The sequence below is a fragment of the Stenotrophomonas sp. YJH_SMC_14-1 genome, from assembly GCF_059372275.1.
The window spans coordinates 1-15756 of the sequence record NZ_JCAFVK010000012.1 but is presented as its reverse complement, the minus strand read 5'-3'; the positions used below and the strand labels follow the sequence as shown (position 1 = coordinate 15756).

13 protein-coding genes are annotated in these 15756 nt (G+C 68.3%); 5 read left to right on the top strand and 8 right to left on the bottom strand.

Features of this window, described 5'->3' with window-relative positions:
• The 5 genes from AC5P9P_RS19040 to AC5P9P_RS19020 form a co-directional block, all read right to left on the bottom strand.
• Positions 1-1410, bottom strand: a complete 1410-nt coding sequence (locus AC5P9P_RS19040; protein ID WP_005413788.1) for a Y-family DNA polymerase — start codon at positions 1408-1410, stop codon at positions 1-3.
• 9 nt (positions 1411-1419) lie between these two features.
• On the bottom strand, positions 1420-2034 hold the full coding sequence (gene imuA, locus AC5P9P_RS19035; RefSeq protein ID WP_005413787.1) for a translesion DNA synthesis-associated protein ImuA: 615 nt from the start codon (positions 2032-2034) through the stop codon (positions 1420-1422).
• 220 nt (positions 2035-2254) lie between these two features.
• Complete coding sequence (locus AC5P9P_RS19030; protein WP_322535304.1) at positions 2255-3262, bottom strand: cyclase family protein; 1008 nt, start codon at positions 3260-3262, stop codon at positions 2255-2257.
• A 35-nt stretch (positions 3263-3297) separates the two neighbouring features.
• Positions 3298-3948, bottom strand: coding sequence for a DsbA family oxidoreductase (locus tag AC5P9P_RS19025; RefSeq protein ID WP_012480588.1), 651 nt, complete (start codon positions 3946-3948; stop codon positions 3298-3300).
• 92 nt (positions 3949-4040) lie between these two features.
• The gene (locus tag AC5P9P_RS19020) at positions 4041-4991 is read right to left on the bottom strand and encodes a LysR family transcriptional regulator (protein WP_197572852.1); all 951 of its coding nucleotides are present in this window, start codon (positions 4989-4991) and stop codon (positions 4041-4043) included.
• 142 nt (positions 4992-5133) lie between these two features.
• Here AC5P9P_RS19020 and AC5P9P_RS19015 point away from each other — a divergent pair, with 142 nt between their 5' ends.
• On the top strand, positions 5134-6012 hold the full coding sequence (locus tag AC5P9P_RS19015; RefSeq protein ID WP_495233027.1) for a sterol desaturase family protein: 879 nt from the start codon (positions 5134-5136) through the stop codon (positions 6010-6012).
• Between the two features lie 9 nt (positions 6013-6021).
• On the opposite strand, the gene AC5P9P_RS19010 is transcribed toward AC5P9P_RS19015, so the two are convergent.
• Positions 6022-6726 (bottom strand): helix-turn-helix domain-containing protein, encoded by a 705-nt coding sequence (locus tag AC5P9P_RS19010; RefSeq protein ID WP_495233026.1) that lies wholly within the window; start codon positions 6724-6726, stop codon positions 6022-6024.
• Positions 6727-7029: 303 nt separating this feature from the next.
• Entirely contained in the window at positions 7030-7464 is a 435-nt protein-coding gene (locus tag AC5P9P_RS19005; protein ID WP_033833914.1) for a VOC family protein, read from the bottom strand.
• A gap of 337 nt (positions 7465-7801) precedes the next feature.
• Here AC5P9P_RS19005 and AC5P9P_RS19000 point away from each other — a divergent pair, with 337 nt between their 5' ends.
• The gene (locus AC5P9P_RS19000; RefSeq protein WP_080354672.1) at positions 7802-10597 is read left to right on the top strand and encodes a beta-glucosidase family protein; all 2796 of its coding nucleotides are present in this window, start codon (positions 7802-7804) and stop codon (positions 10595-10597) included.
• A 101-nt stretch (positions 10598-10698) separates the two neighbouring features.
• Here the strand turns inward: AC5P9P_RS19000 and AC5P9P_RS18995 are convergent, their stop codons facing one another.
• Positions 10699-11595, bottom strand: coding sequence for a LysR family transcriptional regulator (locus AC5P9P_RS18995; RefSeq protein WP_033833909.1), 897 nt, complete (start codon positions 11593-11595; stop codon positions 10699-10701).
• Between the two features lie 105 nt (positions 11596-11700).
• Here AC5P9P_RS18995 and AC5P9P_RS18990 point away from each other — a divergent pair, with 105 nt between their 5' ends.
• The 3 genes from AC5P9P_RS18990 (at position 11701) to AC5P9P_RS18980 (ending at position 15577) form a co-directional block, all read left to right on the top strand.
• A complete protein-coding gene (locus tag AC5P9P_RS18990) occupies positions 11701-13059 on the top strand; it encodes an MFS transporter (protein ID WP_495233025.1) in 1359 nt (452 codons plus the stop codon).
• Positions 13059-13445 (top strand): DUF4440 domain-containing protein, encoded by a 387-nt coding sequence (locus AC5P9P_RS18985; RefSeq protein WP_033833907.1) that lies wholly within the window; start codon positions 13059-13061, stop codon positions 13443-13445. The genes AC5P9P_RS18990 and AC5P9P_RS18985 overlap by 1 nt, the downstream gene beginning before the upstream one ends.
• 221 nt (positions 13446-13666) lie before the next feature.
• On the top strand, positions 13667-15577 hold the full coding sequence (locus tag AC5P9P_RS18980; protein WP_049433092.1) for a CocE/NonD family hydrolase: 1911 nt from the start codon (positions 13667-13669) through the stop codon (positions 15575-15577).
• Positions 15578-15756 lie beyond the last annotated feature (179 nt).

Genomic DNA, 15756 nt, shown 5'->3' with positions numbered 1-15756 from the left:
TCAGCCGAACCAGCCGTGCAGCATCCACGGCGCATGCGGATCGTTGCGCTCACGGAAAGCCCAGCCGCGCTGGCCGTGTGCGGTTTCCACCACGTAGTAGTCGCGGCGCGCGTCGGCCTGGTCCCACCAGCCCGATTCGATCCGCTCCGGCCCGGTGACGATGCGCAGCCGCGGATCACGCAGCGGTTGCGGAGTGTCCAGCAACCAGCCAGGGCGCAGCGGCCAGTACGACGGAGGCTTGGCCGCAGGCTGGCTGCCACTGGCGCGTTCGGGGCGATGGTCGGCCTGCACCGCCAGCGGCTGCACGGCGTCATCGCCCAACCGCGCGCGCAGGCGCTCGCGCAGCTGGTTCCAGGGCATCGCCTGTGCCGGGCGGGTATCGAACAGGTCGCGCGCGGCGGGCACGAACGGTGGCAGCTGTTCGGCCTGCAGGCGCAGTGCGCGGCTGCCGGCCGGCAGGGCGAACGCTTCCATGCGGTTGCGCGCGATCTCGAACAGCAACGCGGGATCGCGTTCCGGTGCCAGCAGGCCGATGGTCAGCACGCTGGCCGGCAGCAGGTCGTGCTCGAAATGCAGGTCGAAGCGCTGCACGCCGCCATCGCGCGAACACAGGAACGCGGCCAGGTCCAGCAGCAGGCGACGCAGCGGGAACAACAGGGCCTGGCTGGATTCGATCTCGTACTCGAATTCGATGCGTGCATCGAAACGGTCCGGTGGCTGGTAGTAGCGCAGTGGCGCGGTGGGTAGCCCACGCAGTGCATCCAGCTGCTGCAGGACCTCGGGGGCAAAGCGCCGGGCCAGGCTGTCGCGCGGCAGCTCGAGCACTGCGCCCAGCGTGCGCAGGCCGGAGCGGCCGAGCACCGTCACCGCCTCGTTGGGCAGGCCGCAGCGCGGCAGGGGCAACTGCGCCAGCGCCGCCGGCAGTTGCTGTGCATCGATGCCGAGGCCATCGTGGACATTGGCTAGCACGCGCGCGGCATGTGGGGTAGGTGCGGCCACCAGACGGTGACGGAAGCCGAGTTCGTGCAGTTCGTTGCGCAGCCGCTGCTGGATCGTCAGCCAGTCACCGAACAGGGCGCGGCTGGCGCCGATCTCCAGCACCAGTGCATGCGGGAAATCGAGGCTGACCTGGGAGCTGTAGGCGTAGGCCCAGCTGGCCAGCAGCTGCCGGGTGTGCTGTTCGGCGTTGGGATCGTAATCGTGCAGGTGCATGTCCTGCACCAGCACCTGCGCAGCCGACAGCAGCATGCCCGGGCGCAGCCCCGCTGCGCGTGCCGACGGGCTGACCGCACGCAGTACGCGACGCTGTGCCGGCCCCTGCAGCAGCACCAGTGGGCGCTGCGGATCCGGCTGCAGGCGCAGCACGCTGTCCAACGCCAGCTGCGGCAACAACAGGCAGGCCCAGTGCATGGCGCGGCCTCAGTGGGCGATGGCCAGCGGCAACGGCTGCGCCGGCGGCAGGCCGCCTCGGCACTTCAGCACCCGCACCTGGCCGTGGTCGAGCTGCAGGCGCAGGCTGGCCGGAGAGGGATTGCGCGCCGCCTGCGCCTCGCGGAACACGAAGCCCAGGCACTGGCCGCTGTCGGCGGCGACCTGCAGCCGGCGCAGGGCGCGATCGTCGGCCTGGTGTGGCCAGCACAGCACCGCCGCGCAGGCGGCAGAGCGCAGGCACTGCTCGGTGGCCCAGAGCGCCTGTTTCGGCGCTGCGTGGATGATCTGCAGCTGGGCCAGGTCCAGCCCGGCTGCCGCCCAGGCCGGGGCATGCGGGCGATAGGGCGGGGCGACCAGCACGATCGGGCGGTCACGCAGGCTCAGCTTGGCCAGCGCCGGCCAGACCAGCGCCAGCTCACCCACCCCGGGCGCCGCCTGCAGTACCTCGCACAGCCCGCTGGTGGGCCAGCCACCGCCGGGCAGGCGTGCGTCCAATGCCGGGTGCCCGCTGGCCAGGTGGTCGCTGGCCGGCCCCTGGCGGGCCGGGCCGCGCCACAGCTGGCGCCCGTCCAGCAGCCGGTCGAGGGCGACGACGGCACCCATCAGCCGGCCCTCCAGGGAAGGCGCCGGGCGGGCTGGAAACGGCAGGAACGGGCGGAAACAGCGGGCATGGCGCGAGTATCGACGGGCCGGTATCAGGGGCTGAGACCAGACATGCTACTCGCCTTGTGAGTAGAATTACTAATAAAATCGGAGGGTCCGGTTTCAGGTTGCTGAAGGGGGGAAAGGAGTGCCGACCAAGGTCGGCACCCACAGGCCCTGGTTACGGGCGCACCGGCAGCGCCACCGGGCGCAGCGGCGCGGCATCGCCGCCGCGGATCTTCAGCGGGCCGCCGATGAAGGCGAACTCGTAGACCTTGTCGCGGGCCAGTTCGTCCAGCGCCACCAGCTCGATGATCGGCGCGCCCTGCTGGGCCAGCAGGTAGGTGTGCAGCGGCACGTAGTCGTCGGACACCTCCGAGGGGAAGGTCTCGAAGCTGAGGTTGTCGGCACCGACGATCATCGCGCCGCTGTCCTCGACCAGGAAGCGCGCCGCGTCCAGGCCCATGCCCGGCGGGTTGGCCATGTAGGCCCTGGGCTGCTCGAACAGGTGCATGCGGCCGGTGCGGATCAGCACCACGTCGCCCTGCTGCAGTTTCACCTTCTGGCGTGCCAGCGCATCCTTCAGGTCCTGGCGGGTGACGCGGTAGCTGTCAGGCAGCATGTCCACGCCCTTGGCGGCGGCCACGTCGATCAGCACGCCACGCGCGATCAGCGGCGGGAACTTCTCGATGCCGGTGACATTCCAGCCACGGTCGCCGAGGTGCTTGTCGGCCTCGAAGCCGTTCCAGATCTTCCCGTGGATGCCGAAGTGGTTCAGCGCATCGATGTGGGTGCCGGTGTGGCTGTACATCGAGAATGCGGTGCCGGTGTAGCTGCGGGTGAGGTTCATGGTCTCGCCCACGCCCATCGGGTCGTCCATCACCGTGCCGCGCGGGGTGTGGGTCATCCAGAACTGGTAGTGCGGGTCGCCGGCATCCTGCCAGCTGGGCATGCCGACGTAGTATTCGGTGGCCAGGTCATAGGCTTTGCCGCCGCTGACCCGTGACAGGATCGCCGCACGCGAGGCTTCGGTGATCAGGTTGAGGCGGCCGATCTCGTCCTTCGGCCCCCAGGGGCTGGTGCCGACCTGCTGGCCGGAGGGAACGCGTTCGTGTGCGGACACGGTGGTGGACGCGGCGGTGCCGGCCAGCAGCAGGGCCAGCGCGGTGGCCAGGGTATGTGGGGTCATGGGGAATCTCCTTGCAGGGTGGGGGAGGGTGCGGCTCAGGCCGCGACCAAAGGCGCCAGGGCCTGGCGCAGGTGTGGCAGCGGCAGGGTCTGCAGGCGCAGGCCGTTGCCGCCGATCACGGTGGGTATGGAACGGATGCCGAGGGCAGCGGCTTCGGCACGATCGGCCTGCACGCGCTGGCGTACTGCGTCGCTGCGCATGTGGTCAGCGAAGGCGCCACGTGGATGGCCCAGCGATTCGGCGATATCCAGCAGGACTTCGGCATCGCCGATGTTGCGGTGCTGGTGCAGGTGCGCCCACTGCACGGCATCGAACATCGCGCCATGGGCGTCGTTGCCACCGAGCATGCCGGCGGCCTGGCAGGCCAGTGCGCCGAGCCAGCCGGACGGATACTCGAAGTCCTGTGCGCGCATGCCTTCGATATCGATGCGCGCGGTGTCTTCATGCGCGGCGCAGTCGGTCCAGTGGCGCAGGATGATCGCCTTGGCGCGCTCCATCGAGCCGAACACCTCGACCATCTGCGCGCGTGAGTCCTGCAGCACGAAGCTGCGGTGGCGCACCTGGATGCCGAGTTCGGCCGAGACCTGCTGCAGGCGCGGGGCCAGCACGAAGCACCAGCCGCAGACCACGTCGTGGAAGAAATCGACCACCGGCGCGGCGGTGGCGGGGGAAGGAACGGAAGACATCTGCCTGCCATCGGTGAGAGGGGAGGCGGCAGATTAGGCAGCGCGGCGTAGCCGAAACAGCACGCCGCGGGCAGCTCAGTTTTCGCTGGCGGTTACGAATCCAGGCCGGCGCAGCCGGGCAGCTCGGCGTGCAGGAAATCGATGAAGGCACGCACCTTGGGCTGCAGGTGGCGCGAGGTCGGGTAGACCGCATGCACGAAGCGCGGCGGATAGTGGTGGTCGGGCAGCACCTGCTGCAGTTCGCCACGGGCCAGTGCGGGTGCGGCCAGGAACGAGGGCAGGGCGCCGATGCCCATGCCGGCCACCAGCAGGTCGCGCAGCAGCAGGCTGTTGTTGACGGTGACGCGCGCTGGCAGGGTGATCGTCACCTGGCCATCGGGGCCGAGCAGCGGCCAGCTGCCCGGTGAGTCGGACAGGCTGTAGGCCAGCACGCTGTGCGCCTGCAGATCGTCCACCGCCTGCGGTGCCGGATGCTGCCGCAGGTAGGACGGGGCCGCGCACAGCACCTGCTGCAGCGACGCCAGCCGGCGCGCCACCAGGCGTGAATCATCCAGCTCGGCACGCAGCCGCAGCGACACATCGAAACCCTCACCGACCGCGTCGAGCAGGCGATCTTCCATCACCAGGTCCAGCGACAGCTGTGGATGCTGCTGCAGGAAGCGCGGCAGCAGCGGCGACAGCGTGCTCAGTGCGAACGACTGCGGCGCATTGACGCGCAGGCGCCCGGCTACGTCGCCGCGCTGTTCGGCGATGCCACGTTCCAATGCGTCCAGCTCGTCGAGCAGGCGGCAGCATTCACGGTAATAAGCGTGGCCGGTTTCGGTCAGGCTCATGCGCCGCGTGGTCCGCTGCAGCAGTACCACGCCCAGATGCGCTTCCAGCGTGCGCAGCTGCTTGCTCAGGCCGGCGGGCGACATGCCCAGGTCTTCGGCAGCGCGGGCCAGCCCGCCGCGTTCGACGATGCGGCGGAAGGCACGCATCAGGTTGAAGGAATCCATGCCGGCCCCGGGCGCGATGAGGGCGTCATTGTAGAGCCGCGCCATGCGTGGATGTGGGAAACGCGGCGCCGACCAAGGTCGGCGTCTACCCGGAGTGGGCGGGTTGCGCCGTTTGTTCAAGCCAGCACCCCATACGCGGCGCCAACATGCAGGCCCCTCACTTTCCGGGTTGCCCATGAAGCACTGGATGCTCCGCCTGTATGCCCCGCTGTTCCTGCTGGGCTTCGTTGCCACTGCCGTCGTCTGGGTCGGCCATTGCCACGGTGATCCGTTGTGGCTGCTGGCCTTGCTGGCGGCCGCCATCGCGGTCTCGTTCGCCGCCGAGCGTGCCTGGCCGTACGACCCCGCGTTCAACCACGACCACGGCGACAGCCTGCGTGACAGCCTGCATGCACTGGTCAACGAAAGCCTGAACCTGCTGTCGATCGCGGCGGTGCCGCTGCTGGCGGCAATCATTCCGTGGCAGTTGTGGCCGGTGCAGTGGCCATTCGCGCTGCAGGTGCTGCTGGCCATCGTCTGCGCTGATCTCGGCATCACCCTGGTGCACTACGCCAGCCATCGCATCGGCTGGTTGTGGCGGCTGCATGCGGTGCATCACAGCGTCACCCGCATGTACGGCTTCAACGGGCTGATGAAACACCCGCTGCATCAGGCGGCCGAAGCGGTGGGCGGCGTGCTGCCGCTGCTGCTGTTGGGCCTGCCGATGCCGGTGGCTGCGGTGCTGGCTTTCGCCATTGCCATCCAGCTGCTGCTGCAGCACTCCAACGTGGACATGCGTCCCGGCGTGCTCGGCCGGGTGATGGCCTGGGCGCCGCTGCACCGCTTCCACCACGTGCGTTACGGCACCGCGGGCGACGTCAACTTCGGCCTGTTCCTGACCGCCTGGGACCATCTGCTGGGGACCGCCTTCGATGCGCCGGGTTATCGGCTGCAGCAACGCGACCTTGGCATCGGCAGCCAGCCGGACTATCCGCGCGATTATCCCGGGCAGCTGCTGGCGCCGTTCCGCGAACTGCCGCATGGCGAGGTGCCGGAGTTGCCGGAAGGCCTGCGCAGGCGCGAATGATTGAACATGTCAGGCCGCGTGCAGCTGCAGGCCCTGCAGCTGCGCGGCACCGATGCCGAACATGCGGCGCAGGCTGCGCGAGAGATGGGCCAGATCGGCGAATCCAGCGGCATGCGCACTGTCGGTCAGGTTGTGTCCGCTCAGATGATGCATCAGCGCGCGGCGCAACCGTTGCCACAGCACCCAGCCGCGCAGGGTCACTGCCAGCTCGGACTGGAAACGCCGGTGCAGTTGGCTGGTCGAGAGGTGCGCCGCCTCGGCGATATCGCCGGCCGGCACCGGGCCGGGCAGGTGCTGGGCAATACGGGCCAACGCCGCCTGCACGCGGCGGTCCAGCGGCTGTGGGCGGCTCAACCGTGGCAGCCAGTCGTGCAGTTCCATCGCAGTGCCCGGCAGCGCGTGCAGGTGCTGCTGGATCTGTTCGAGGTCGGCATGCGCCGGCTCAAGGAACACCGTACAGCCCGCTTCCGGTGCCGACAGGATTGCGTGCGTCTGGAAGGACGGCAGCCACAGCCGTTGGCCCTGCTGCCGTACGCCATCGACTTCGATCTGCCAGGGCGTACCGTCGCTCAACAGCAGTTGATGGGCGTAGTGCGCATGCGAGGCGCTGCCACCGGCATGGCCCTGCAGCACGGCCACGTGAGCATTCAGCTGCAACGTGCCATTCCAGGGTAGGGCGGGGGAGGACATGGAGGGATTGTAGATCCACGCCATGCGTGGATGAATCTCCATCGAAATCAAATATTTCGACAATGAAACGAAGAGCATCCACGCATGGCGTGGATCTACTGCAGGTCGCGAAAGACTGTCGAAGGCGGGGTGGGTCCGGTTGCGGGGGCGTGAGCGCCATGGATGGCGCGACCGAGCTTACATGGACGTACTTGCAGCGCCCCCGCAGCCGGACCCACCCCGCCATCCCACAGGAAGCCCGCTTTTGCTTCGGCTGTTGCTTCTGAGGTTGCCGGCCAGCGGCCGGCACTACCTCGGGTGCTGGGCGCAGCCTGGCCGTTCGCCCCCTCAGCGCCCCTGCGGATCCGGCCGGTGATGCACGTACTCGACCACCGTGCCATCGGGATGCACCGCGTTGAACGCCGCCCCGGTGGGTACCACCTGCAACGGGAAGATGATCTCGGCGCCAGCCGCGACCAGCTTGTCGTGATAGGGCCGAACATCGTCGACCAGCAGCGTTCCCGTGGTCGAAGTGAACGGCGCCAGCGCCGTCTCGCTGCCCTCGATCAACAGGAACGCACCGACCATCGCCAGACGCAGCCCGGCTTCCGGAAACGGGAACCCCGCATCGGCCACCACACCCTGCAGCTGCTCGTAGAACGCCACGCTGCGCTCCAGCTCACCCGGGGCCACGAACACCCGGATCAACACGCGCGGCGCGCGCTGGCTGGAGGTGTCACAGCGGTCGCGCCAGAGATGGTCGAAGTCGCGATGGACGGTCATGGGCTCGGTTCGTGGCCAGGGACCCTCATTATCGGCAGCCTCGCGCGGCGCGCTGATGACCGCCGGTGATGGCCTGATAACCGCTGGCCGGGTTGCCCCTGTGACTTAGGTCCTGTTGACAGGTGTGAACGCCCTCGCACAATCTTCACAGGATTGGGTCGCCCTGCGCGGCCCGGGCAGGCAGGTTGTCACGCCGGGAGGAGGGTCCCGCGCGCAGACCGGCCCGTCCATCGGCCTGCGGGACGTTGCCTGGCAACCCCTGCGCGGCATGAACGCTGCACCCTTCGGCGGCACTTTCCCTGGACCGATTGCCTTGGCAACGGAATTACGCCTGCCGATGAAAACGTTTACAAAGCCGCTTGCACTGTCCCTGGCCCTGTCTGCCGCACTGGCCGCCCCGGCCTGGGCCGACCCTGCCGCGTTCACTGTGCTGACCCTGGAACAGGCCCCGACCGCCGAGGCGATGCCGGCCCTGGCCGCCCAGTTGAAGACCCTGCAGGTGGACGCGGTGAGCGTGCGCCAGGTGCAGCGCGGCATCGGCCAGGTCGATCCGCTGCAGGTGCTGGCCGATGGCCTGGGCTACGCGTACCGCTTCATTGCTGCCGGCAAGGATGATGGCCAGACCCAGCGCGGCCAGGCCGTGCTGACCCGGTTGCCGATCGCCGCTGAATCCGGCCCCGACCAGCCGGGCCTGAACTACCTGCGCCTGGACGACGGCCGCCACACCGTGGCGGTCTATACCGATGCCGGTGCAGGTGCGGCGCAGCTGCCGGCGCTGGTCACCCGTTCGCGGCTGGGTGCACCGGCGGTGCTGCTCGGCGCGGTGGCCGGTGAATCGGCCAAGGCCGCAGGCTTCGATCCGGCGCGTGTCGCGCTGGAAGCCGATGCCAGCTATTTCAGCGATGGCTTCCAGGCCGCCAGCAGTGCGCCGTTCAAGGTGGAAGGCAGTACCCTGCGCGCCACCCTGCTGACCCTGGCCTACGCCGCCGACACGCATGGCGACAGGCCGTGGATGGACACCACCCTCAACGCCGACGCGCGCGCTGCGCTGCTGCTGAAGGCGATGACCGAGGATGAGAAGTTCCAGATGCTGCACAGCTACTTCGGGCTGGGCAAGGACGGTGGCCCGCTGCCGGAAGGCGCAGTCGGTTCGGCTGGTTTCGTGCCGGGCGTGGCGCGGCTGGGCATTCCGTCGCAGCAGTCGGCCGATGCCGGCGTTGGCGTGACCAATCCGGGTGGCATCCGCCCGGGCGATTTCGCCACGGCGATGCCGTCGGGCCCGTCCACCGCATCGAGCTGGAACCGTGAAGTCGCCTTCGCCGGTGGCGCCACGATGGGCCGCGAGGCATGGCAGCAGCGCTTCAATATCCTGCTGTCGGGCAGCGTCAACCTGCAGCGCGACCCGCGCAACGGCCGCAACTTCGAATATGCCGGTGAAGATCCGCTGCTGGCCGGCTCGATGGTTGGCGCGCTGATCCAGGGCGTGCAGAGCCAGCACGTGATCTCCTCGATGAAGCACTTCGCGCTGAACGACATGGAGACCCGCCGCAACTTCCACGACGTGCGTATCGGCGAACAGGCCATGCACGAGTCGGACCTGCTGGCCTTCGAGATCGCGCTGGAAGCCGGTCGCCCGGGCGTGGCGATGTGCTCGTACAACAAGATCAACGGCACCTACGGCTGCGAGAACGGCTACCTGATGAACCAGGTGCTGAAGCAGGAATGGAAGTTCCCCGGTTTCGTGATGTCCGACTGGGGTGGCGTGCACAGTGGCTCGAAGGCGGCGCTGGCCGGCCTCGATCAGCAGTCGGCCGGTGAAGTGTTCGACGCGGCGGTGTTCTTCGACGAACCGCTGCGCTTGGCCGTGCACGGTGGCGTGGTGCCGCAGGCGCGCCTGAACGACATGGTGGCGCGCATCCTGCGCACGATGTTCCTGCATGGCAACTTCGACAACCCGCCGCAGCACCAGAAGGTCGATGCCGAGGCCGGTTTCGCCGTTGCCCAGCGCACGGTGGAAGAGGGCAGCGTGCTGCTGCGCAATGAGGGCAACCTGCTGCCGCTGGCCGACAGCGTGAAGCGCATCGTCATCATCGGCGGCCATGCCGACAAGGGCGTGATCGGCGGCGGTGGTTCGTCGATGGTGGGCGTGACCGCAAAGGGCACCAATGCGGTGCCGGGCGTGATGCCGACCACCTGGCCGGGCCCGGTGATCTTCCACCCGTCCTCGCCGCTGGAATCGCTGCGCGCCGCGCGCCCGGACGCGACCATCGAGTATGTGGACGGGACCAATGCCGCCGCTGCGGCCAAGGCCGCCGCGCAGGCTGACGTGGCCATCGTGTTCGCCACCCAGTGGGCCGCCGAATCGGTGGATCTGCCGGACATGCAGCTGCCGGACAACCAGGATGCCCTGATCTCGGCAGTGGCCAAGGCCAACCCGAAGACCGTGCTGGTGCTGGAAACCAATGGCCCGGTGCGCACGCCGTGGCTGGCGCAGGTGCCGGCGATGCTGCAGGCCTGGTACCCGGGCATCCGTGGTGGCGAAGGCATCGCCGCGCTGCTGACCGGCCAGGTCAATCCGTCCGGCCGCCTGCCGGTGACCTGGGTGGTGGATGAATCGCAGCTGCCACGCCCGCATATCGACGGCCTCGGCTTCAAGCCGGCCAAGCCGTTTGGTGATGTGTTCGATTTCGATATCGAAGGCGCCAACGTCGGCTACAAGTGGATGGCGGCCAAGGGCCTGACCCCGACCTTCGCCTTCGGCCACGGGCTGTCCTACACCTCGTTCACCTATGAAAATCTGAAGGTGAGCGTGGAGGGCTCGCGCATGGTCGCCAGCGTCGACATCCGCAACACCGGCAAGCGTGCCGGTGCCGACGTGGCCCAGCTGTACCTGAAGCTTCCGGCTGGCAGCACCACGCCGATCCGCCTGATCGGCTATGACAAGGTGAACCTGCAGCCGGGCGAACAGCGCCGCATCCGCATCGAAGCCGAGCCGAAGACCCTGGCCCACTACGATGCACAGGCGCGCCAGTGGAAGATCGACGGCGGCACCTACCAGGTGCAGCTGTCGCGCAATGCGGCCGAGCCGCTGCAGAGCGTGGACGTGCAGCTGGTGGAGCAGGTGCTGCGCTGATGCCTGAAGACACGGCCTGCACAGGGCCGTGTCTGAAAAAGGGGACGGAGGGGATTAAGTCGTTTATGCACAAACGACTTAATCCCCTCCGTCCCCTTTTTTCATTTGCCAAACCACCCGCGCAGGAAATCGATCAGCTGCCGCACCTTCGGTGAGGGCTGCGTGCTGTGCGGGTAGACCGCGTATACGCTCTGCTGCGGGAAGCGGTGCTGGCGCAGCACCGGGCGCAGGCGGTCCTGGGCCAGGTCGTCCTCGATCAGCCAACGTGGCAGCACGGTGACCCCGGCGCCGGCCACGGCGAAGGCGCGCAGGCTGCTGGCACCATCCACGCGCACCACTGCATTGCCCGGGTTGGTGGCAAACAGGGCGTCGCTGCCGTCGGGCGCGACCACCGGCACGTCGGCCAGGCGCGGGTAGCCGAGGCGGGGCAGGGTGCCCAGCTGGGCCGGGTCATCGGCCGCATCGGCAGAGGGCAGGCGTGCCAGCAGGGACGGAGCCGCCACCGCGCATAGCGGGTGCCGTTCCAGTTCGCTGGCATGCAGCCCTGAATCCGGTAGGCGGCCGAGGCGGATCGCCAGGTCGAAGCGCTCGGGAATCAGGTCGGCCGGTGCCGGTGAGGTCGACAGGTGCAGCTGCAGCGCCGGGTGCCGCGCACGGAAGGCCTCCAACGCAGGAATCAAGCGTAGCTGGGCGTACTCCGGCGTGGTGGTCAGGCGCAGCAGGCCCTGCAGCTGATGCTGGTCGCGGCGCGCGGCATCGATCGCTGCCTGTGCGGCGTCCAACGCCTGCACGCAGTGCTGCAGGAACTGTTCGCCGGCCTCGGTCAGGGCCAGGTGGCGGGTACTGCGCAACAGCAGGGTCACGCCCAGCTCCTGCTCCAGCCGCTTCAGGTTGAAGCTGACCACCGCGCGGCTGAGGCCGAGCCGATCGGCTGCTGCGGTCAGGCTGCCGGCCTCGACCACGGCGCGGAAGATATCGAAGCGATCAAGGCTGACCATGGCAATTCATTGTCAAAGTGGATTTGACAGTGTTGCAGTTGCTGTCGTGTTTTTCCAACAAGGCCCGCACGGCATGCTGGCCGCTTCCCTGCTGGAGCGCCGCCGATGCCGTCCCCCCGCCTGCGCCATGAGGCGATCTTCCTGCTGGTGTTCGCCCTGGATCTGGTCAACATGTTCATCGCCACGGTGGCCTATCCAGCACTGGCAGCGGAACTGCACGCCGATATCAGCACCCTGGCCTGGGTGGGCACCGCCTACATGCTGGGCCTGAGCGTGGTGATTCCGCTGGCACCCTGGTTGGCCGCGCGCTGTGGTGAGCGTCGCCTGCTGCTGGTGGCGTTGCTGTTGTTCGCGGTTGCCGCTGTGCTGGCCGGCGCAGCACCGGGTATCGGCTGGCTGCTGGGCTGGCGCCTGCTGCAGGGGCTGGCCGGTGGCCTGCTGATTCCGGTGGCACAGGCGGCAGCGTACCGACAATGCACGTCCGACCAGCGTGGCGCGCTGACCCGCCGCATCCTGCTGGTGGCGCTGCTGGTGCCGGCACTGGCGCCCGCGCTCGGTGGGCTGCTGGTGCAGTGGTTGTCCTGGCGCGGCGTGCTCTGGGCCAGCCTGCCGTTGGCGGTGGTGGCGATCAGCCTGGTGCTGGCCTGGATGCCGGCCGATGGCGCGCGCAGTGCGCCGCGCCTGCAGGCCTATGCGCTGTCCACCGCGATGCTGGCGCTGGGCGCGCTGCTGCTGGCGTTGACCTGGCTGGGTGAACCCGGCCATCAGGCCGCCGGTGCCGTACTGCTGTTGATCGCAATGCTGTTGGCGGCGGCCCACCTGCGGCATGCACGGCAGCAGACGCAGCCCCTGCTGCGCTGGTCGCTGCTGTCCCATCGGGGCCTGCGCCTGGCGATGCTGGTCTATCTGGGAGTGCCCGGTGTGTTCATCGGCAGCCAGCTGGTCAGTACCCTGCAGCTGCACCAGGCCGGTTACAGCGCGGCACGCATCGGCGGGTTGATGCTGCCCTGGGCGCTGGCCTCGGCCATTGCGATCACGGCCAGCAAGCGCCTGCTGGCGCGCTTCGGCCCGGCCACGGTACTGCGTGCGGGTATGCTCCTGCAGGCCAGCGGCCTGCTGTTGATGGCGCTGCTGCCGCAGCCCGCCTTCGCATCGGCCGCGCTGTTGTTCGCGCTGATGGGCGCTGGCGGCAGCCTGTGCAGCAGTACCGCGCAGACGCTGGCTTTCCACGGCGTGGAGGGTGAAGCGCTGGGCGATGCCAGTGCCCTCTGGAACCTCAACCGTCAGCTCAGTTTCTGCCTTGGTACTGCCGCCATTGCGCTGCTGCTGGCATTGGCCATGCAATGGCTGCCGGCCCACGCCACCGGCATGGCGCTGGGTCTGGCCGCGGTACTGACCCTGCTGCCCCTGGCGCTGTTGCGTCGGCCGCAGAGGATCACCCTTTCGCAACCGGAGAACACTTGATGGCTACCACCGCAGAACATGAAATCCACCACCTGCACGACAAACTGCAGGCCTGGTTCCGGGCCGAGGTGGCTGCGGATGCGCTGGAGGATCTGGTGGCGCATTTCTGTGCAGACTTCAGCATGGTCGGCATCGCGGGTCGCAGGCTGGACCGGAAGGCCGTGCAGGCACTGTTCGCGGGCGGTCATGGCGCGCGTCCAGGACTGCAGATTTCCATCGACGCCGTGCAGGCGGTGGAAGCGCCATCACCGCTGGCGGTGCTGCGCTATCGCGAAGGGCATTCGCTCGATGGCGGCCAGCCCACATGGCGAGAGTCGCTGGCGGTGCTGCGCCAGGAGCAGGGGCGTTGGCGTTGGCTTGCGTTGCACGAAGTGCCGATGGCCTGACCGGTAGTGCCGGCCGCTGGCCGGCAACCGCGTAACGCGCCCCAGGATCATGAAGTTGCCGGCCAGCGGCCGGCACTACCGGTCGTTGGCGAGCGCGGCGGCACTGCGGGCACATGTGCCATCAGTCCTGCCTGCATCCGCCGCAGAATGCAAAGCCCGCCCACACCTCACGGCTCAAGGCAGGAGTAGGCTTGAGGCTTTCCTGCCGGGAGGGGTTGTCCATGCGTGTGCGTGCCGTCGCTGTAGCCATTGCCCTTTGCCTGTCCAGCACCGTGCTGGCCGCCGATACCCCGCCGATGACCCCGGACATCAGCGGCAAGCCCTTCGTTGCCCCCGATGTCGGTCGTGACTACGACAAGCGCGTGGTGATGGTGCCGATGCGCGATGGCACCAAGCTGTATACGGTGATCGTGGTGCCCAAGGGCGCCCGCAATGCCCCGATCCTGCTGACCCGCACGCCCTACGATGCCGCTGGCCGCGCCAGCCGCAGTGATTCGCCGCGCATGCGCGACCTGCTGCCGCAGGGCGACGAGGTGTTCGTCGACGGCGGTTACATCCGCGTGTTCCAGGACATCCGTGGCAAGTACGGCTCCGAAGGCGATTACGTGATGACCCGGCCGTTGCGCGGGCCGTTGAACAACACCAAAGTCGACCACTCCACCGACGCCTGGGACACCATCGACTGGCTGGTGAAGAACGTGCCGGAGAGCAATGGCAAGGTCGGCATGCTCGGCTCGTCGTACGAGGGCTTCACCGTGGTGATGGCGCTGACCGACCCGCATCCGGCGCTGAAGGTGGCCGCACCGCAGAGCCCGATGGTCGATGGCTGGATGGGCGACGACTGGCTCAACTACGGTGCGTTCCGCCAGGTCAACTTCAACTATTTCGCGATGCAGACCGAGAAGCGCGGCAAGGGTACGCCGCTGCCCAGCCTCGGCTATGACGACTACAGCACTTTCCTGCGGATCGGTTCGGCTGGCGACTACGCGCGCTTCACCGGCGTGGACCAGCTGACCTGGTGGAAGAAGCTGGTCGAGCACCCGGCCTATGACGGCTTCTGGCAGGGTCAGGCGCTGGACGCGGTGATGGCGAAAACACCGTTGAAGGTGCCGACCATGTGGCTGCAGGGCCTGTGGGACCAGGAGGACATGTGGGGCGCCAACCACGCCTACCAGGCAATGGAAGGGCGCGACAGCGGCAACAACCGCAATTACCTTGTGATGGGGCCGTGGCGGCACAGCCAGGTGAACTACAGCGGCAGTGAGCTGGGCGCGCTGAAGTTCGACGGCGATACCGCGCTGCAGTTCCGCCGTGATGTACTCAAGCCGTTCTTCGACCAGTACCTGGTGGACGGTGCGCCGAAGGCGGACACGCCGCCGGTGCTGATCTACAACACCGGCGAAAACCACTGGGATCGCCTGAAGGGCTGGCCGCGCAGCTGCGACAAGGGCTGTGCCGCCAGCAGCAAGCCGCTGTACCTGCGGGCCGGCGGCAAGCTGGCATTCCAGGCGCCGGCGGCGGGCGAGGGTGACTTCGAGGAGTACGTGTCCGACCCGGCCAAGCCGGTGCCGTTCGTGCCGCGTCCGGTCCGCTTCGGTGACCGCGACATGTGGACCACCTGGCTGGTCAAGGACCAGCGCTTTGTCGATGGTCGCCCGGACGTGCTGACCTTCATCACCGAACCGCTGACCGCGCCGCTGCGCATCGGCGGCGCGCCGGTAGTGCACCTGCAGGCCTCGACCAGTGGCACCGACAGTGACTGGGTGGTGAAGCTGATCGACGTGTATCCGGACCAGGAAGCGTCGACGCCGGAGATGGGTGGTTACGAGCTGCCGGTGTCGCTGGCGATCTTCCGTGGCCGCTACCGCGAAAGCTTCAGCGATCCGAAGCCGCTGGCGGCGAACCAGGTGCTGCCGTACCGCTTCGACCTGCCCAACGCCAACCACACGTTCCAGAAGGGCCACCGGGTGATGGTGCAGGTGCAGTCCAGCCTGTTCCCGCTGTACGACCGCAACCCGCAGACCTACGTGCCGAACATGTACCTGGCCAAGCCCGGCGATTACCAGAAGGCCACGCAGCGGGTCTGGCACAGCGCGGCGCAGGCGAGCTACATCGATCTGCCGGTGTATTGAGGCGGAGAGGATGACGCCGGGCATAGCCCGGCAGCACGCGGTAGTGCCGGCCGCTGGCCGGCATCCGCGATGGCGCGGGAGCGTGTCGACCAAGGTCGACACCCACCAGAGCGGAGCCATGGCAGGTCGATTCAGGCGGGTGTGGTAGTGCCGGCCGCTGGCCGGCATTCGCGATGGCG